This is a genomic window from Parabacteroides sp. AF27-14 (assembly GCF_003635425.1).
Classification (GTDB): domain Bacteria; phylum Bacteroidota; class Bacteroidia; order Bacteroidales; family Tannerellaceae; genus Parabacteroides; species Parabacteroides distasonis.
Window position 1 is genome coordinate 16,086 of record NZ_QTLZ01000004.1, and the last position, 19,896, is coordinate 35,981.

Annotated in this window: 12 protein-coding genes; 1 reads left to right on the forward strand and 11 read right to left on the reverse strand. The window is 44.4% G+C overall.

Features of this window, described 5'->3' with window-relative positions:
- Position 1: 1 nt before the first annotated feature.
- The 6 genes from DWY79_RS05525 to DWY79_RS05555 form a co-directional block, all read right to left on the reverse strand.
- Positions 2-3,217, reverse strand: a complete 3,216-nt coding sequence (locus tag DWY79_RS05525) for a TonB-dependent receptor (protein ID WP_121960642.1) — start codon at positions 3,215-3,217, stop codon at positions 2-4.
- A gap of 417 nt (positions 3,218-3,634) precedes the next feature.
- The gene (locus DWY79_RS05535) at positions 3,635-4,993 is read right to left on the reverse strand and encodes a TolC family protein (protein WP_122368989.1); all 1,359 of its coding nucleotides are present in this window, start codon (positions 4,991-4,993) and stop codon (positions 3,635-3,637) included.
- A 12-nt stretch (positions 4,994-5,005) separates the two neighbouring features.
- Positions 5,006-6,127, reverse strand: coding sequence for an efflux RND transporter periplasmic adaptor subunit (locus tag DWY79_RS05540; protein ID WP_122368990.1), 1,122 nt, complete (start codon positions 6,125-6,127; stop codon positions 5,006-5,008).
- Positions 6,128-6,162: 35 nt separating this feature from the next.
- Positions 6,163-7,419 (reverse strand): ABC transporter permease, encoded by a 1,257-nt coding sequence (locus tag DWY79_RS05545; protein ID WP_122368991.1) that lies wholly within the window; start codon positions 7,417-7,419, stop codon positions 6,163-6,165.
- Between the two features lie 11 nt (positions 7,420-7,430).
- Positions 7,431-8,708, reverse strand: coding sequence for an ABC transporter permease (locus tag DWY79_RS05550; RefSeq protein WP_005859307.1), 1,278 nt, complete (start codon positions 8,706-8,708; stop codon positions 7,431-7,433).
- Positions 8,701-9,384, reverse strand: coding sequence for an ABC transporter ATP-binding protein (locus DWY79_RS05555; RefSeq protein WP_199705199.1), 684 nt, complete (start codon positions 9,382-9,384; stop codon positions 8,701-8,703). The genes DWY79_RS05550 and DWY79_RS05555 overlap by 8 nt, the downstream gene beginning before the upstream one ends.
- Positions 9,385-9,814: 430 nt before the next feature.
- Here DWY79_RS05555 and purT point away from each other — a divergent pair, with 430 nt between their 5' ends.
- On the forward strand, positions 9,815-10,996 hold the full coding sequence (gene purT, locus DWY79_RS05560) for a formate-dependent phosphoribosylglycinamide formyltransferase (RefSeq protein WP_121961512.1): 1,182 nt from the start codon (positions 9,815-9,817) through the stop codon (positions 10,994-10,996).
- 354 nt (positions 10,997-11,350) lie between these two features.
- Here the strand turns inward: purT and DWY79_RS05565 are convergent, their stop codons facing one another.
- The 5 genes from DWY79_RS05565 to DWY79_RS05585 all read right to left on the reverse strand — a co-directional run bounded on the left by DWY79_RS05565 (position 11,351) and on the right by DWY79_RS05585 (position 19,871).
- The gene (locus DWY79_RS05565) at positions 11,351-12,829 is read right to left on the reverse strand and encodes a PD40 domain-containing protein (RefSeq protein WP_122368993.1); all 1,479 of its coding nucleotides are present in this window, start codon (positions 12,827-12,829) and stop codon (positions 11,351-11,353) included.
- Between the two features lie 7 nt (positions 12,830-12,836).
- Complete coding sequence (locus DWY79_RS05570; protein WP_122368994.1) at positions 12,837-14,609, reverse strand: DUF6057 family protein; 1,773 nt, start codon at positions 14,607-14,609, stop codon at positions 12,837-12,839.
- 36 nt (positions 14,610-14,645) lie between these two features.
- Positions 14,646-16,115 (reverse strand): PD40 domain-containing protein, encoded by a 1,470-nt coding sequence (locus tag DWY79_RS05575; protein WP_122368995.1) that lies wholly within the window; start codon positions 16,113-16,115, stop codon positions 14,646-14,648.
- 9 nt (positions 16,116-16,124) lie between these two features.
- On the reverse strand, positions 16,125-17,864 hold the full coding sequence (locus tag DWY79_RS05580; protein ID WP_122368996.1) for a DUF6057 family protein: 1,740 nt from the start codon (positions 17,862-17,864) through the stop codon (positions 16,125-16,127).
- A 153-nt stretch (positions 17,865-18,017) separates the two neighbouring features.
- On the reverse strand, positions 18,018-19,871 hold the full coding sequence (locus DWY79_RS05585; RefSeq protein WP_048927181.1) for a RagB/SusD family nutrient uptake outer membrane protein: 1,854 nt from the start codon (positions 19,869-19,871) through the stop codon (positions 18,018-18,020).
- Positions 19,872-19,896: the final 25 nt, after the last annotated feature.

Sequence of the window (19,896 nt, forward strand, 5' to 3'; positions counted from 1 at the left end):
TTTAGAACGATACATTTAAACCGATCGTAAAGTTCTTAGCCGGCATATATTCATTGTAAGATACTCCGGCATAGTTAGCTTGCGGATTCAGACCTTGACGGGCTTTCAACATGAATAAGTTCTCTGCGCTGACATTGACGCGTGCACTCTTGATGTTGATAACGTTTAGGATAGACTTAGGCAAGTTGTAAGCCAAAGTTACAGTACGCAAGTTCAAGTAATTTGCGTTTGTCAACCAACGTGTAGAATAGGATTGTCCGATGCTAGTCGCATGACCTGAGTTATTGTCCAAACGAGGTACATCTGTGATCTGGCCCGGAGTTGTCCATGCGTTATGTAGATCCGGTGACACCGCATAACCGAACTCACCTACATCCATCAATCCTCTATAACTCGAGTCAAGCACCTTACCTCCTAATGAATAAGAGAATACGGTAGAAAGGTCGAATGCCTTATAGCTCAAATTGATATTGAAACCACCATATACTTTCGGAACGGCAGAACCACTGAAATCATATTTCGCATAGCTATAAGAGTTTGTCAATACTTGACCATCTTTCTCTACAAGTGTCTTTTTTACCGCATCTTTAATATTACCATTCGCATCGGTGTTGTTTTCGGCATCAAAGATATACAATCCATCTCCGTTATCAGGATTAACACCCCACCATTGACGTAACCAGAACTCATAGATTGAATGTCCCTCCATCAATTTCTTAGAGTCTTTGATGATACCATCTTTCCGGTTGGCATCAGGCAGACGAGTCACCTTATTATTGATGAATGTAGCGTTTGCGCCGACTGATAATTTCCAATCTTTTGATTTTAATACTTGGTAGTTTAAGTCGATTTCCACACCTTGGTTACGAACTTTACCAATGTTTTGTACGATCTTTTCGACACCACTGGATAACGGCTGGCTAACATTGAATAACAAGTCTCTGGAGGCCTTACGGAAGAACTCGACCGTACCATTTAAGCGACCGAACAATCCGAATTCTAAAGCGACGTCGGTAGAAACCTGTGTCTCCCATTTCAAATTATTGTTTGCCATAGTCGGGAAGTAGAGACCTGCTTCCGAACCGTTGTTGATACCCAAATTATACAAGGTTTGATAAGGATAGTAATCCTGTTGTGTGTCATCATCTGTATAATAGATGGCATCGTTTCCGGTTTCACCGTAGGATGCTCTCAGTTTCAAATTGTCCACCCAAGTCAAGTTTTCCATGAAATCTTCTTGGCTGATACGCCAAGATGCTCCGAATGACCAGAAGTTACCCCAACGGTTATCCTTGCTAAAGCGAGAGGAACCGTCACGACGATACGAGGCTGTTACATAATATTTATCATCGAAATCATAGTTCAAACGAGCGAAGTATCCTTCTTTCTTATATTCGCGTGTGTAAGACTCCATTGAGCTTACGTTTACGAAGTTACCATACTCGTATGTTCCGGAAACGATCTCGTTGGTCTTCATTCCATAGTTATGTTGGAAGCGGTAGCTATAGTTCTCATGGCCTAACAAAGCTTCGATGTTATGTTTACCAAAAGTCTTTGTGTAATTGATCAATTGGTTGAAAGTCTGGGTCAAGTAGTTTCTATTTCGGATGTTCAAACGTCCCGGTCCTGCGGTTCCGTCACCTACCTCTGGGTTCTCATATACTCTACGGCGTTCATCCTTATTGTCAAATGCGTAGTTCACTGTTAAGTTCAATCCTTCGATCGGAGTGATCGTTACATAAGTACGGGCACTAGAGTTTGTGGTAGACATCAAGCGATCGTTCCACAGGGCCTCAGCGATACCGTCGCGTCCATTGCTGGAGATACGGGCTCCTTCATAATCATAGGTATATAAAGCCGGATCAGTAACTACGTTTCCTTCTTTATCCAAATAAGCCCCTGTCTCAATATCATGCTTATGTACCGGATAGATCGGTGCCATAGAACGAATGAAACGAGATAAGTTACCATAACCAGCGGAGTTGCTAGAAGTAGAAGTAGAATAATTGGAATTTGTGCGACTTAAACCTAAATTCAATCCACTCTTGAACCATTTCACTGGATAGATATTATAGTTCAAGCGTGCGTTGTAACGCTCAAAGTCTGTCTTAATCATATATCCCTTATCATTCAGATAGCCTATGGAAGCATATGTGTCGCTCTTTTCTGTTTTTGTATTGTAGCTTACATTATATTCTTGGCGATGTCCGGTACGGTAAGCGGCATCTTCCCAATCAAGGTCCTCACCCCATTTTAAAGCCGAGGCTGATGGATTCAATAAACCGTCTGTGCCCACGATTGCGTCATTGGCGATTCCTACGAAAGGATTATATTTTAATTTGTTGATAATATCTTTAGAAGCATTAGCGGCAGCGTCGGCAGCACTTTGTCCGAGTGACATATTTGCGTTTCTCAACATTTGCCATTGCAAAGGATAATAATCGTATACACCTACTTTTGCGTAATCGTTATAAGCTCTGCTAGACCAACCTTGTGAGATACTCAAGGTAACACCTGCGCCACTGCTGGTAGAACCTTTCTTGGTCGTGATCAAAACCACACCGTTACCTGCGCTAGATCCATACAAAGATGTAGAAGCGGCATCTTTTAAAATTGTCATTGATTCGATATCAGATGGGCTGATAGAAGAGATATCACCACTGAAGATGGCGCCATCCACTACATATAAAGGAGCATTATCCGCGTTTACAGAACCAAAACCACGGATCGTTACCTTAGCAGCTTCTCCCGGTTGTCCGATAGAGGAAGTCATTTGTACTCCGGAAGTGTTTCCTTCTAATGCGGAGAGGGCGTTACTCAATGGACGTTTGTCCATCAAAGCGGCACCCACCGTGGATGCGGAACCTGTAAAAGAACTTTTCTTTGCGGTACCATAAGCTACGACAACAACTTCATCTATAGCTTGAGAATCTGAAGAAAGAACAATTCTCATGTTTTGCTGAGCTGTAGTTTCTTGAGTCCGTAAACCTACATAAGAAATAATTAGCTTAGCATCTTTCTGAGTTTCTAACTCAAATTTACCATCTAAATCGGTAATGGTTCCAATAGTGGTTCCTTTTACTACGATGGATGCACCTATAACAGGCTCCCCATCATCTTCATTAATCACTACACCGGTCACCTTCATTTGCTGGGCGACCATACACTGCACTCCCAGAAAGAATGAGAGTAGTACAAGCGTTAATTTGTGCTTCATAGAATGAATTTGTTTGTTAATTAGACACACATTATTTTTTCGAGAGACCATAGTCTGCACAGAACTATGTTTAACAGCATAATTAACAGACAGATAGCCAAGACCAAAAACTCTCCTGCCAGCTATCATAATGCAACAAGATCCCCAGTACAACTAAATTGAATTTGGCAATATCAATCAATATTATATTAGTTTTAGAATGTTTTATAACAGTTTGCTTTTTTATAATAAAAATTAGTATATTTGCGGCTGTGAATTTCTAGAGTCTTGGTATGTACATTTTTTTGATAAGTATTTTAACTGTAGTTCTGTGCAGACTAAATGCCTTAATGGATGCTGAAAGGGAAGATGTCCATAAAGACCATCTTCCCTTAAACTTTGTGTGTATAATGAAAAAAATGAAGTGTTAATTAACGTTTATAAACGGATCGGATTGCCATTATAGAAATCTAGAATCTTCGTACGGAAGATAAAATCATATTTGGCCTGTGCCTGTTCCGCTAGACTTTGCGCGTATTTTGTTTTAGCCTCATTAAATTCAAAGACAGTGCTTTTACCTGCGTTGTAACGCTCTTGGGCATAATTGAACGCTTCCTTGCTCGCCGTGACGGATTTGTCGGAAGCCGTATATTTCTCTTGGGAAGCCGTTGCGTTGTAGTACGCTTGCTGGATTTCCTTGTATAATGTTTTCTTTGTATTTTCCATCAGCAATTCCCGGTTGATAATGTTGATCCTTGCGGTACGAACGCTATTGCGTACTTGGAAGCGGTTGAAAAGTGGAATGCTCAATGAGAATCCGACGATCTTTTGCCCATTCTGCTTAAACTGCTCGCTAAAGGAACGAGTATCGGCAAATTCACCTCCGGAAGTAGAATGATAATATCCATTGCTGTAACTAGCCCCGAAATTTAACTTGGGGTAATAGCCCGCTTGCGCGACACGCAACATTTTCTTTTGGCTCTCTAGCAAATACTGTTGTTCCTTGATCTGAGGCTTGAACGTAACCGCATGATCGTAAATGTTTTCCGGAGGTAGGATACTGCTCATATTATCAGCCACAGCATCTTCAATTACAGGAGTCTGTATATCGAAATTCCGGTCGCTTCGCTCTAGTTCCAGACTTTGCGCAAGATCCAATAAAGCGAGGTTCACATTGTTTTGCGACTCGGTAAGCGTGACCTCATCTTTCGCTAATTGGGCCTTGATATCATACAGTTGGGAAAGAGGCACCTTTCCGGCGTTCACCATGGCCTCCGTTTTATTCACCTGCTCCTTGTCCAGTTCCACTTGCAGTCGCGCTATTTTCAGCAGCTCTTTATTATAAAGTACTTGCAGGTAGTAGGAAGCTATATTGATGGATAGGTCTTCTCTCGCCTTATTCAAGTTCTCGATAGACGCTTTTAGATCAAGTTTGCGGGCGGCGATATCGTTCGGTATTTTTAACCCGTCAAATAAAGGCATGTCCAGATTGATCCCCAATGTGGAATTGGCGGCGTTCTGGTCCACGATCACCCCGGATTTAGACGTGGAGCGTCCGAACTGGAAGCTCTGTCCAAGACTGCCGTTTAGGGCCGGGAGCCAACTGTATTTGCTGGTATGTAAGTCTACCTTTCGGCTTTCCTGTTCCTGCTCCTTTTGCTTTAAGTCGATATTATGCTCGATGGCATATTGGATGCACTCCTCCAGACTCCATTGCTTCACCGCATCCTGAGCGAAAACATAGTTTCCGGACAGGAAGGAAGCGATTGCCAGTATATATAAGTTTCTTCTCATCATACAATCTTTCTTTTATTTCTTATTCGGGTCAATAGCTGCGCCCCGGACTTTATCGGTCGCGGCCAGTCCTTCTTGAACCTCGATCTTGATACCGTCGGACAGACCTACCTTTACCGGATGTTTCTCGAAGACTTGCTCCGGTTGCTCTTGTTTAACTAACTGAACGAATGCGGAATCCCCTTGGAACTCGACCGTGCTTTCCGGGATCGTAAGAACGTCTTCCGCACGTTTTAGCACGATCTCGGCGTTGGCGCTATATCCCGCACGGATGAAAGCATCTTCGGGGATCGTCACGGCTGCCTTGATCTCAAATTGAATGGCTCCGTTTTTCTCAACGCCTTTGGGTGATACATATTCCAGCAAGGCCTCGAACGAACGGCTTTCCATGGCTCCGATCGTAAGCTTGATAGGCATTCCCTCGTGAATGCGCCCGATCTCGGTCTCGTCTACGTTTCCCTTGAAGATCATGTCATTCATGTTGGCGACCGTGGCGATTGTCGTACCGTCGTTGAAGTTGTTCGCTTGGATAACGGAGTTACCTACTTTCACCGGGATATCCAGTATCATACCGGTGATGGTACTACGGATCTGCGTGGTACTGGCTACATTGGAGTTCTTGGCGATACCGTCACGAATAATTTCCAGCGCGCTTTGCGCGTTCTCTTTCTCCTCGACCGCCTTTAAGTAGTTGGCCTTCGAGAGATCGAAATCCTCTTGGGCGATAACACCTTGCTTGAACAGCAGCTCATCTCTCTTATAGGTTTCCTCCACCTGTTTTAGGGAGATATCCGCTACGTTTACACGGGATTCAGCGCTATTTAGCTGTACCATCTCCGGTATGACCTTGATCGTGGCGATAATCTCCCCGGCCTGTACCATCTGTCCCGCTTCTTTCCTTAGCTCGGAGATGATACCGGATATCTGCGGCTTGATCTCTACCTCGTAGCGAGGTTCCACGCTTCCGGTGGCCACCGTCTTGGTCTCTACCGTATCCCTTTTGGGGGTTACGACCTCATAAACGGTTATTACCGGTTGCGCCTTCTTCCATAAGAAATAGAATGTGCCTATTACCGCCGCACCTACGATCGTTAATAAGATAATACGTAGGATTTTCTTTACGATGCGATTCTTCATGATTATATAGTTTTATTTTAATTATCGATTCGTTATTATTCATCTCGGATGGCATCTATCGCTTTGATCTGCATGGCTCTCCATGCGGGAATCAGTCCGGCCATAAAACCGCTTATCAGTAGTACCACTGCGGCGGCTACCGCCGTTTGGATGTTTACGCCGGGATTCAGCAAGGTCGGATCGTTCGTCGGATTGGCGGACAATATCTTATCCAGCAAATCCAAGAAGAAAACTCCGGCGCTTAATCCCAGTAAGCCCGCCAAGGCAGTCAGCACCAAGCTCTCGCTCATGACTTGCGAGATGATGTCGAATGGCTTGGCTCCCAAAGCCCTTCGTACGCCTATCTCCCTCGTGCGCTCTTTTACCGTTACCATCATGATATTGCTGATACCAATAATACCCGATAGCAAGGTACCCATACCGACCAGCCAGACCAAGATGTCGATACCTGTAAACAGTAGATTGAATGTCTTGAATTGTGCGGCGATATTGACTACGCCTATCGCCTGAGGATCGGTCGGTGCGATCTGATTTTGCGTCTTCATGATATTCTTGACCTGCTCGATCGTCGTCTCAATCGGATATCCCGGTTTCACGCTCAGTGCGAGGAAATGCAGGATATCGCCTTGGTTCAAGGTCTGCTGCATGGTATTGAACGGAATGAAGACGGTTTCTTCTCCCCGGCCGCCCAGATTCAGGCCCGATGCCCTTTGGTTGACCACTCCTACTACTTGGTAGTAAAGCCCGTTCACCCGGATATATTTGCCGCAAGGGTCCTCGTTGTGGAATAATACCTCATTGATCTTCGTGCCGATCAAGCAAACCTTGCGCTTTTCCCGCATATCGATCTCATTCAATAAACGGCCATAGTATAGGTCTTGCGTATCGATATTGAAGTAAGCCGGATATATGCCTTTCACGTTGAACGTTCCGGTCATTATCCCGTAAACGATATTCTTTTCCGAGCGGCTGCCCCAAAGGATGGGGGAGATATCCTGTACGCTAGGTACGTCTCGTATGATGGCGTCTATGTCCCGGTTCCTCATGTTCCAGTTTCGCCCCTTGTTGAATCCTTGGTAGGGTTCGCTGGTGCGATCGGCGTAGAAGAATAGCGAATTCGTTGCGAATCCGTTGACGCTCTTGAACATGGCGTTCTTGAATCCCGATCCGGTACCCAGCAACAATACCAGCATAAGGATTCCCCAGAACACGCCGAAGCAAGTCATCAAGCTACGTGTCTTGTTGCGGGTGATGGTTACCCATATTTCTGTCCATCTGTCTATGTCAAACATATCTTTTCGGTTTATTCTGTTCTCATGGCTTCAATAGCGGATACATTCACGGCTTTGCGAGCGGGGAAATAGCCCGCCAGTACCCCGGCTACGACCAGCACCCCGGTAGCGGCCAGCGATATCCCTAAGCTGACGGTCGGGTGCCGGAATAAGGTAAGATCCTCGCCGGGATTTCCTCCGGATGAAGCGTTGTTCATCCCGCTCATCGTCATGCCATAGTCGATTAGCTCCGTCAACCCGATTCCCATCAGCATCCCGATGTAACCGAATATGGCGGTGATCATGATGGACTCTACGATGACAAGCTTCAATATCGAGGCCGGTTTCGCCCCGATCGCCTTCCGGATGCCGAACTCCCGGGTCCGTTCGCGTACGGTGATCAACATGATGTTGCTAACCCCTACGATACCAGCCATCAAGGTGCCGATACCTACGATCCAGATGAAGAGCAAGATACCGTCTGTCATCGTATTGAACATACGGATCTCATTGCCGGTCATCCACATACCGATTGCGTTCTTGTCTGTCGGGTCGAATATGTGCTTACGGGCCATATACGACCGGAACCTGTTCTCGAAATCCTTGCACTCTTCTTCGGTGGAGACCCCGTTTACCGTAAAGTAAATGGAGCCGAACCCGAAGCCTTTATTATAAAGTTGTTGCGCTACGGTAAACGGTATATATGCGGGTGCGTTGTTACTCTTGTCGTCATCATCATAGATACCGACAACTTGATACATCATATTGCCGCATTTCACGTATTTACCCAGCGGGTCCTCGTTACGGAATAGCACTTCCGCCATACGGGGGCTTAGTATGATTACCTTGCGTGTAGCGTTCATATCCATCTTATTGATGAAGCGCCCGTTCTGGCTCGCTACATTAATATATATAATGGAATTGTAATCCTCGGATACGCCCCGCAGGTCGCCCACGATGTATTCTTCCCCATACGAGATGGTATCTGTTTGCGAAATGGTAGCCGAGCAGTATTCTATTTCCGGGAATGCCATCTTGATGCCGCTGAGATCCGCTTCCTTGAACTCGATCCTGCGGTTCGTGGGGTTACCTTTATAAGGCATGGTGGTATAGCGCCCCCAAACCTCCACGGTATTGGCGGAAAACCTCCGGAAGTTGAATATGATGCCGTTTCTCAACCCATTTCCCGCTCCCAACAGGGTAATCAGCATAAAGATCCCCCATGATACGGCGAAACCGGTCAAGAAGGTACGGAGCTTGTTTTTCTTTATCGTGCTCCATATTTCCCTAAAATTGTCAAAATCAAACATGCGATTCTTCGTTTACGGTGTATTCAATCAATCCGTCTTTTACCCGGATAATCCGGTCGGTAGCTTCCGCCACGGATGGCTCGTGGGTAACGATCACCATGGTCATACCTTCTTGGTTTACGCTACGGAGGAGTTCCATCACTTCCACGGTCGTGGTACTATCCAATGCCCCGGTAGGCTCGTCGGCCAATATAATCTGCGGCTTGGCGATCAAGGCCCGGGCGATCGCTACCCGTTGCTTCTGTCCACCGGACATCTCATTCGGCATATGCTCCGCCCAATCTTTCAATCCCACCATGTCCAAGTATTCCAGTGCCATGGCATTCCTTTTTTTCCGGCTGACCCCTTGGTAATAGAGTGGGAGAGCTACGTTCTCCACTGCGTTCTTAAACGAGATTAAGTTAAATGATTGGAAGATGAAGCCGATCATTCGGTTCCGGAGCTCGGCGGCACGACTTTCGCTGAGATTCTGAATCAACTGCCCGTTTAATTGATAGGTGCCCGTGTCGTACGTATCTAATATCCCTAAGATATTCAATAAGGTTGACTTACCGGAACCGGACGCTCCCATAATAGATACCATCTCTCCCTTCTCTATATCTAGGTCGATACCTTTCAAAACGTGCAGGGGGGCTCCGTTGAAGTACGTTTTGTTTATTCCTCTCAGTTGAATCATCATATTATGTAGTTACTTTATATATTAGACGTACAGTTTGCTAAATAAGTTACACTGTTGGTGAACACTTTTATCATTTGGTCACAAATATATGCTTTACTAAGATACCTTGTATCGCAAGGTACTTATAATTATGTAATATTAACAAAAGGTTTTGATCGAAAAGGTTTAGCTCTACCATCTATATCTATTAACTTGTACGTGCGGTAACTTTACGTGCCGGTACTATATGTATACATCTTCTACCATCCGTTGGACGATCATGCACCAATTGGTAGACGATCATCCAACAGTTGGTGCATGATCGTCCAACAACTGATAGATAATGAATCTCTCTGCTTCTTCCACTTAATAGATAAAGAAAAAAGCCCTAGGCTATCTTTATCTAAACCCTTACCTTTGCGGCGAAATTCAAATAGCAGAAAGATTTATGGTAACAATTGGTACGCCCAAATCGGCTACGGCAACTAAAGTCGTGCTTTGTGGCTCGGGCGAATTGGGGAAAGAGTTTGTAATAGAGTTGCAGCGTTATGGCGTGGAGGTAATCGCCTTGGATAAGTATCCGGACGCTCCGGCCATGCAAGTGGCGCATCGTTCCTATGTGGTCTCCATGCTGGATGGCGATGCCTTGCGGGAGATCATCGAGAAAGAGAAACCGGATTATATCGTGCCGGAGGTGGAAGCGATCGCTACCCGTACTTTGATGGAACTGGAGGAAGAGGGATACCATGTGATTCCTACCGCCCGTGCCACTTGGCTGACGATGAACCGTGAGGGAATCCGCCGCTTGGCGGCCGAGGAGCTGGGCTTGCCTACCTCGCCGTATCGTTTCGCCGAGACCGAGGAGGAATTTAAGGAAGCGGTGAAGGTAATCGGTATGCCTTGCGTGGTGAAGCCGATCATGAGCTCGAGCGGACACGGACAGAGCGTGGTTCGTGAGGAAAAGGATATCGATCGTGCTTGGCAGTACGCCCAAGAAGGCGGACGTGCTGGAGCGGGTAAGGTGATCGTGGAAGGTTTCGTGGATTTCGACTATGAGATTACCCAGCTGACGGTTCGGCATATCGGAGGAACGTCTTACTTGGAACCCGTAGGACATGTTCAGGTGGACGGTGATTACCGGGAGTCTTGGCAACCGCAAGCCATGAGCCTTGCCGCTAAAGCGAAAGCCCGTGAGATCGCCGGTAAGATCACCGAGGCTTTAGGCGGACGTGGTATTTTCGGCGTGGAATTATTCATTAAAGGAGACGATGTCATATTCAGCGAGGTTTCCCCCCGTCCGCACGATACCGGAATGGTGACGATGATTACGCAAGATTTGTCTCAATTCGCTTTGCACGCCCGTGCGGTGCTTGGCTTGCCGATCCCTAATATCGTGTTTCATGGAGCGGGAGCTTCCCGTGCCGTCGTAGTGGAAGGGGACAGTGACCGGTTGTCTTTGGGGAATCTGGATAAGGTCTTGGAACAACCCGATACGCAGATGCGTTTCTTTGGAAAACCGGAAGTTCATGGACATCGCCGTATGGCCGTCTTGCTGGCTCGTGGTTTGGATGTGACGGAGGCAAGGGAGAAGACCGGAGTGATGATGGAGCGGTTAGATGTTAAATTGTGATGCTTCCTAGGATAAATGAACGTTTTGGTGTGTGTTGTGAATAAAATGTGAATATTTACAGACCTATTTTTCTATCAAAATAGTTTATTTTTGTCTCAAGTTTTTAAAGAGACATTTGATAATCTATAAACGCAGATTACATATGTTTGTTTCACTAAAGAGTGAAATCTGATTGCCGAAAGTTTGTACTTATTTTATGAATACAACAAATGGAAATATGGGCGTTGATTTGAAACGCTCTATTTCTATTCTCGGTGAAGATAAAAGAGTGAGCAAACAGATCAATAGCTAAGGGTGGGTAGATTTAACCAAACAGACATCCTTATCTCCTTTCGCCCACCCTAGCTATTGTTCTTATTTTACTTGGATTCCTTTTGTATTTCTCATGGTTTCCATCACGGCATGCGTATCTACTTGGGCCTTTTCTTGTATAAACTCCGGGAGGTTGTAAGTCCACAACAGGTCTTTATAATATTTTACGGGATTTTTTTGCGGCAGGAGGAATGGTTTATGGGCCGTACCTTTATCATCGATATAGGTAAAGAACGGGCGTGTGTATAATCCATCCAACCTGCGACTGCTAAATACCAGCCAACGATTGTTGTGGCTCCATGAATGGTAGCTTTCTCCTTCGGCGCTGTTCGCCTCGCTCAGCGGGTACGTCTTTCCGTCGGATAGGCGGATCATATATAATTCAGCGTCTTTATGCCAAACCCCGAAACCGCCATATTCCTGTAGGGTAAAAGCCAGATATTTACCATCCGGTGAGATTCTAGGGAAGGATACGCTTTTGTGGTTGGCCCGGCCATTGTATAAAGTATCTACTTGCTGGCCTAGGGTGCGGGTTTCCGGGTCAAAGTCGACACGGCATAGGCTGTAGGTCATTTGTCTGAAATTCTTAGAAATAGAATCTACGGCGGCGGTCGAACTGAAATAGAGGCTCTTCCCGTCGGGAGAGAACGCTGGGAATATTTGCCATGCGTCTTTGGAATTTAACGCTTCGCAAGAGAATACCTCGTTCTTCTTCACGTCGTAGATCACGATATCGGAGTTATGATCCAATACTTCCAGCGTATTGGGATTATTGATGAAGAAGTTTTGGTAGGTATCGCATACGGTGGCCGCCAGATAGTTACCATTCGGATGCCAATACATGTAGACAAAGTTTGAGACGGTCTCGGGAGTCTTGGTATTTAGCTTGGTGATTTTCTTTCCATCAATCAGTACGGAACCGGCGTGTTTGCCTCGCATATGGAAAATCATTTTATCCGGGTTCCCGGAGGAAAACGTGTGGCAGTTTACGCAGTTATAGTCGGTTAGGTTATTCTCATAAATCACGCTTTGGTCATAATTCTCCAAGTTTCGTTGATAGATACCCATCCTGTTCCACATATCATTACTCAAGGCTAATAACCGATAGGCTATATATTTATCAATGGAATCATTTACGATGTCCATATGAAAAGGCGTATAGGCGTTCCATTCGCCCTGTATGCGTTTAGCGATGGTCAATTCTATTTGGTTTCCGGCATTCTCTTTCAATAAGGCTTTCCATCTCTTTTGTGGGATCTCAAAGAGCCCCTCATCGCTATAGACTTGGAGTTGAGTCTTTTCCCCTTTAATGATAAGGCAGTGCTCACTGCTATCGGCGATAGAGAAATTGAGCGGGGCGATGTTCACAGGGATGGTCACATCCTTGTAATCCGGATAAATGGCGATTTCCTTGTTTAGACTCTTGGCGATCTGTACGTCGCTTTTGGAGCATGAAACCATCAAGGCGATGAGAAAAAGGAAAAGATATCGGTTTGTATTTGTGTAAGTCTGTCTTTCCATATGTGTTTTATTTAGAGAGTATCAAATAGTACCAGAAAGTAGGTTGATAGTCGGCTATTCCAGTCGCTACATTTTGTCGGGCATGCCTTAGTCCCAATACACGTTGCTTGAATATCGAGAACTCGGACAGGATTTTATCGGTTACCCCATACTTGCGGCAATATTCCGGATCATGCTCCGCATAAGAGATCACGGCTTGTTGCAAGGGTTCGGGTAATGCGGGGAGTACTTCCGTCCCACTGAATCTTTCAACAAACGTTTTTATAGCGGGCAGGTCTTTCGATAATAATAACGTACCGATCGTATAATCCAATGCGGCTTTATTCAGGGGATTCTCTTCCAATATAATCATTAGGTTATCAAACAATCCGATTATATTGGCGAAAAGGTCTTTGTCGCTGGATAGGCTTTTTCTTTTTGTACCTAATTCCGGGTCGCTCTCCACCGCTTGGTCATTATATAAGAACTTTCGTTGCGAGGAGGCCCATTCGTGATAGGCCCATGTCTTTTCCAATAAGGATATAAACTTCTCGGCCGCGGGATACTGTCCGTATATCAAATGGGATTTTATTAATAATTTAGTCATGACGGGACTGCCGTATGTAATTCCTACCGAGGTACCAAAAGCGAAATTGTATGCCAAGGACGTGATTCCTACATGGTAGTATATCTGGCTGAACAGGAAACTTTCCTCTATATGCGCTTGGTACTTTGAGACCAAAGATTGTATTCCGCTTTGCGGGTATTTGAATAAATCAGTCTGCATGACACCCTTGTGGGATAAGGCAAGGTTTAAGCAATTCAGGTGTAAATAGTTATTATAGTTCAGATCGGTGGACGAGATTATGGCGTCCCATTGCTCGGTATCTATGTAATGAAACATTTGCATCAACGTATAGAAATCTTTATTCCTCTGTTGAAGAGCCGTTTGCGTATAATACATACCGGATAAGGCAAGTAATGCTACGGCTACTAAAGCTTTTAAATAGGTTTTTATGTGATCTAAATAACGTGATAGGGAGAATAGAAGCATAACGAGTAACGCTACTTGCCAAGAGAAACCGTAGAATGGTTCCAGATCAATGAAATACTCTACGTAATCTTTCATCCAAAATACATAGTCATAATCGGGTTTACTGCCCCCTAGAACGCATAGAGAACCTACGATAAGCAGCAGGATCAAAGGGATGAAGCTTGCGTACCAGCGTTCGCTTTTTTGTAATATATCAAATAGTAAGATGCTAAGGGCGAATAATATAGCTACAGATCCCATCGTGTAAAACAATCCGGTCGCCAGCAAGCAACCGATTAAGGTACGGTACGTCCAATTAAATTTTCGTGTCCCGTAACTGTACAGGCTAAGAGCCAATGACCAAAATAACATGGCTATCAGCCCTTCATAATGATAGCTATCTTTCATTAGGTAAAGATATTGGAATAAGATGGGGAGAAAGGCCAAGGGCATAAGATATAATGCCGGATGTATCTTTCGTAAGGTCAGCCAGAATAACCAACCGGAGATTCCACCGATCAAGGCGGTCACCAGCGATCCGATCAGCGGCACCTTGAAAAACTGTATAATAAATTGGGAGCAAATCGTAGCCAATCCTCCAATTGTCTTAAGTATATTCAATACATATTCGGTATCGAACAGGAAAATCTGCTGTTGTTCCCGGTAAAAGAAGGTTGCTTCTTGAGTGGTTTGTAAATGTAACCCTAGAAGGCTGGTGCATAATAAGAGCAGAAGAATAGGTGTGATCTTTTTGCTTAAGTTATTCATGTTCTTTTTACTTTATGTATGTTTCCCAGATTCGATTTATTTATGATAAGTAACGTCAATCCCCTTACTTCCTTTGGCAAGTTTACTGATTTTCCGTATATTAGATGATACTTTTCCTGTGATAAATTCAGGTATGTTATATGATTTCATGAACCGGTGGTAGAAATCCGTATCTTCCTGTGGTAATAGGAACGGTTTGGAGGCATTTCCGCTCTCGTCGATATAGGCGAAATAAGGTCGGGTATATAATCCGTCGATTCGTCGGCTGCTGAAAACGATCCATCGGTTGTTGCTACTCCACGAATGATAACTCTCCGTGTCTGTGCTGTTCGCGTTTCGTAAGGGATGGAAAAAACCACTCTCGATATCCAGAAGATATAAATCAGCGTCTTTATGCCAGATAGAGAAGTTCCCGTAGCCCGATAAGGTGAATAACAAGAATTTCCCGTCGGGAGAGACACGGGGAAAAGAGACACTTTTTCCATTCTCTCGTACATTATATAATGTGTCTATCTTTGATCCGAAACTCCTTGTTACCGGATCAAACGCTATGGAGCAAAGATTATACTTTACCTCCGAATACTCGTGGGGCATCGAACGTGCCTCGGCGGTACAGAAATAAAGCGTTCTTCCGTCGGGGGAAAAGGTAGGGAATGTCTCAAAAGCCTCTTTCGTACGAATAGCGGGAGTACTGATGATCTCATGTTTCTCGGTATCGTACACCACTACATCCGATTGGCTATCGAAAACCTCGACCCTGTTTTTGTCATTGGAATGAAAGCTCTGGCTCGTTTGGTTTACCGAGAATGCCACGTATTTCCCGGAGGGATGCCAAGAGGGATAAACCAAGGGGGAAATTGTTTGCTCCGTTTTCGTATTTAATTTTTCTATTTTATCTCCGTCTATCAAATAAGTCCCGGCGTATTTATCTCTCATGTGGAATAACATCTTGTTGGGGTTTTGCATACAAAATGAATGGCAATTCATGCAATTTTGTCCACTGTGTTTATTTTCCATAATGGGACTTTGTTCGTAGGTTTCCAGGCTCCGTTGGTAAATACCCATCTGGTTCCAAAGTTCATATCCGGGCTCTATCAGACGGTAGGCTAGATAGGAATCCATAGGTTCCTGTGCGATAAACAACGAGAATTCCGGATAGCTCAGCCATTCCTTATCCTTAGCATAAAGTTTTACTTGTATCGTTTTGCCTGTCGCTTTCCTAAGTAGCTTTTTCCAGTTGGCGGCAGGAATATGGAATTGCCCCTTTTTTTCTTTCACCTGCAACTTCACTTCCTCAAAACAGAAAACAGCGAACGCTTCCGTATGTGCATTCTGTATTTTAAAATTCAGGGGAGCGATATTATTCGGTATCGTTACATCTGCGTAATCTGGGTATAATATCGGTTTCTCAGAGGTTTCCTTGCTTACCGGAACCGTGTCTGAACATGAAAATATCCCCAGTACGATAAAACATACACATATAATATATAGATAGTGCTTTTTCATGGCAATGAATCATTTAAGAAGGTAATAAGACCAATAGGTGTCTCCAAAAGAGTTTTTTATCAATTGGGGTAGCTGTGGGTTATTCCGGTTCTGCAATACAAGATTCCTGTAACCTGTGAATTTCCGGATGACATTTTCGGACACGTTGAACCGTCTCCAATAATCCGAGTCTTTCTCGGCTAGTAAAATAACCGCTTCTTGGAAACTCGTCGGAAGGGAAGGAAGTGTAGATGTACCGTAATATTTCTCAATGAATGTTTGGAAAGATTTCATATCCTTGGATAAAAGATAGATGGCTCCGACAAATTGGATGGGAATCTGATTCTCCGGGTTTTGTTCTGCCCGGATCAATAAATCATGTTCTAACCCGTTTACACCGGAAAGGTTGTTACGAAGGGGAAGTCCTTTTCGTTTAATCCCCAGTACCGGATCTTCTTCTATGGCTTTATCATTATATAGAAATTCCCTATGTCGTTTTGCCCAGTCGTGATAAGCGTAAGTCTTCTCTAATATATCGATGTACTTCTCTGCGATTGGATATGTACCGTAAATCAAGTTGGTTTGGACTAGACGTTGTAGGTTCCGGGGATTACCGGCCCCAATCACGGTGACATATCCTTCAAATGCCATCTCTTGCGATAAGGCGATTTCTCCAAGCGTAAAATAGGCGTCGCTAAGTAAGGTCGATACGGAAGAAGTCTTATTCCAAGAGGCTAATAATCCTTGAGGCCCGTGTTGATCGAACGCAAACATCCGGTTTCCTAACTCGCCTTTCTCAGCAAGGGCGTTGTTTAGGTAAGTCAAGTATAAGTAATTCTTGATCGGACCTTGGCAGTTCCGGATGATTTGATCCCATTGTCCGTTTCGGGCATAATAATCTAGTTCCTTTAGTTGATAAGATTTTTGATCATTATATTTTGGTATCCCGAACCTGCAAAGTGCGAGAATTATGATAAGTTGTACGGAGATCTCTATCCAATCTCTCTTTTTCGAAGTGCCTTTAGGCCATGTAAATGCGAAGATCAGCGAAAGCGGCAAACTGACCCAGGAAAAATATATGACATTCGGAGCTTGTAAGATCGGATGATAATAGGCATCCGGTAGGAACGCGAAATGATAATCGGTAATGACTGTCGCCCATACGCAACTGGTCGCTATGAGTGTAAACTCGATGGGGATCACCAAGAAGACAACTCCTTGTTTGAATTGGCCGAATAATTCCTTGATGAATGCGCAGACCGTGAATAATCCGGCTATAGGCCCTCCTATCCAGAAAAGTAGAGGTGTGATAAGTAGGGCCGTAAATAATCGGAATCGAAAGTTATTGATCCGTATCCACCCATTCAAACAAAGTAGGCAAATTAAAAAGGCCACTGTTCCTTGTAGTAAGTAATTGAAATCGTATTGAGCCAATAATAAGGATAAGACGGGGAGTAAGTAAATCAGATACAACTCTTTTTCCGGGGTGATTTGTCTTACGACAGCCCTCATGGTAAGCCCTATGCCAGTGAGCAATGCGGCAAAGATAAAGGGACCGAGATAAGGGGTGATAAAAAATTGTGTCAAAAATTCCCCGATGACCGAAGATAAACCTCCCGGATAACTGATTTTATCCGCAAGATAGTCTCCGGAAAATTGGAATAGTTGAAGCTGCTCGATATAAAAGAAATGAAACTTGCTGGTTATTTGCAAGAAAACCCCTAATATGGCAAACAGTATCAAACCGAAGAGTATTTGTTTATATCTCATGGCTAGAGTATACGTTTCATTATGATTTAAAGTCAAACAAAGATATGTATTTAAAATGAAAAAAGCGAATAAGCATTCGCTTTTCGCTTTTGTGAGGGGGTAACCACACATATCACATGCCTGGTTACCCGATATTAATGTTAACCCACTTGTTTATTTCCAATTTTCATTTTGAACCAAGAGGCCGTCCATCTTTTGAATCTCATTCAATGGAATAGGCAATACGCACCATTTTGCGTTGTAAACGCTATTCGCATATTTCAATAAGAATTTCTTTTCATAAGAAGCGTAGCTGTTCAACTCATCGGCGATGATACCCCAGCGAGCCAAATCATACCAGCGGTGACCTTCAAGAGCCATCTCAATCTTACGTTCCCAACGTAACGCTTGCGTCGCAGATGCTTTGGAAGCGAATTGAGAATCGGGATATAAGCCGATACGGTAGTTAGCCGCGGCATTCGATAGAGTCTTTCCGTTTACCTTGTCCTCTAATACATATGAGGATGTAGTCTCTGCCATACCATTATTCGGATCGGCAGCCTTTACATATCCGTTGGCGGCACGGGCACGGACTTGATTGATATATTTACCGGCCTCCTTATGGTTGCCTGTTTCAATCAATGCCTCGGCGTACCATAGTAATACGTCTGCATAACGGATCAGGTGGAAGTTCTTCGCAGAAGAGTTCGTTACTGTTACGATAGACAAGCTACCCTTGTCTGCCTTACGCGGGATGTTCTTCTTGTTCAGGTACAAGCCACCATTACTATAATCGCGTACCCAACCATCCAAAGATGAAGGAACTGTCCAATCCCAGAACGGAGTATTGAAACGTCCGGTTGAAACATCCAGACGCGGGTCGGTGTAAACCGTTAGATCCGTATGAGGAATGTTGTTTGCGTCTAGCGTCGTAAGCGCAGGGCTGTTTTTATACTGACCATCCATCATCGGCAGACCGTTTGCGTCAACGATATGTGAGTTTACCAAATCGTTGGAGGGCTGATAGAATCCCCAACCTCCTGTACCTAACGCACCGTTAAAACCGATGTGCCATGGTCCGTTGATACTGGAAGTTTCTTCCACAGTACCAGTGATTGCCATTTGGATATCAAATACAGACTCGCCAGTCCAATCGGCTTCACCTGCGATGTGAAGCTCCTCATATGTGTCAGCCAATTTGTATTTTGTGCCGTTATTGTCTTTACCGTTCGCCATGACTTCCTCCAAAAGGCTCTTGACCTCAGTCCAACGGTTTTGTGAGCCGTTCTTTCCATCGTATGGAGAAGATTGATACATTTTTACTTTTGCCAATAAGGCACCTGCGGCCCATTTGTTTATACGCCCCTTGTCGGTAGTCCAGCGATCTGGAAGATTGTCGTACGCAAATTGTAAGTCATCGATGATCTTATCCCAAATATAAATGTAGTTACCACTCTCGTCTACATTAGAAACCTGCGGGTTTACGTTCTCTTGCATAGCCAGATCGTCCACGTAAGGAACAGCGGCTCCAAATAATTTTACAACCTCGAAATGCCAGAAAGCACGGAAGAAGCGTGCCTGTGCGATCGTTTCCGTATAGTTGTCTTTCGCCTCTCCATTGACCGTTGACATTTCTTCTTTGGCCATGTCTGCCAACTTGATCACGTTGTTTGCCACGAAAACACCGTTATAGCATTTTTTCCATTTCACGTTTAGGTAACCGTTGTCTGTGGTAAACGTATAGGTCTCCAAACTTGTGAAGTCCGGTTGGTCTTGATACGTGGAGCCCTTATTGGCACTACCGCCCATCACGTCGCCATATACATAGTTACTCAATGTTGCCTCGAAATAGGAGTTGTCGTGCATTTTTGCATACATACCTGTCACCAATTGCTCTACCCCTTTCGCTGACACGAAATCTTGCTCACTTACTGAACCAGCGGGTTTGACCTCTAGAAAATCCGAACAAGACGTATTTCCTAAGGCTAGAACTGCCGCCATTGCGGAATATATAAATATTTTTTTCATTATTGTTCTACTTAATTGTTAATAT

Excerpts from the sequence above, each read along its gene's own strand:
- DWY79_RS05555 (WP_199705199.1), bottom strand. The coding sequence starts at position 9,384 with ATGATTCAACTGAGAGGAATAAACAAAACGTACTTCAACGGAGCCCCC.
- DWY79_RS05585 (WP_048927181.1), bottom strand. The coding sequence starts at position 19,871 with ATGAAAAAAATATTTATATATTCCGCAATGGCGGCAGTTCTAGCCTTA.
- DWY79_RS05525 (WP_121960642.1), bottom strand. The coding sequence starts at position 3,217 with ATGAAGCACAAATTAACGCTTGTACTACTCTCATTCTTTCTGGGAGTG.
- DWY79_RS05545 (WP_122368991.1), bottom strand. The coding sequence starts at position 7,419 with ATGTTTGACATAGACAGATGGACAGAAATATGGGTAACCATCACCCGC.
- DWY79_RS05535 (WP_122368989.1), bottom strand. The coding sequence starts at position 4,993 with ATGATGAGAAGAAACTTATATATACTGGCAATCGCTTCCTTCCTGTCC.
- DWY79_RS05550 (WP_005859307.1), bottom strand. The coding sequence starts at position 8,708 with ATGTTTGATTTTGACAATTTTAGGGAAATATGGAGCACGATAAAGAAA.
- DWY79_RS05580 (WP_122368996.1), bottom strand. The coding sequence starts at position 17,864 with ATGAGATATAAACAAATACTCTTCGGTTTGATACTGTTTGCCATATTA.
- purT (WP_121961512.1), top strand. The coding sequence starts at position 9,815 with ATGGTAACAATTGGTACGCCCAAATCGGCTACGGCAACTAAAGTCGTG.
- DWY79_RS05570 (WP_122368994.1), bottom strand. The coding sequence starts at position 14,609 with ATGAATAACTTAAGCAAAAAGATCACACCTATTCTTCTGCTCTTATTA.
- DWY79_RS05540 (WP_122368990.1), bottom strand. The coding sequence starts at position 6,127 with ATGAAGAATCGCATCGTAAAGAAAATCCTACGTATTATCTTATTAACG.
- DWY79_RS05565 (WP_122368993.1), bottom strand. The coding sequence starts at position 12,829 with ATGGAAAGACAGACTTACACAAATACAAACCGATATCTTTTCCTTTTT.
- DWY79_RS05575 (WP_122368995.1), bottom strand. The coding sequence starts at position 16,115 with ATGAAAAAGCACTATCTATATATTATATGTGTATGTTTTATCGTACTG.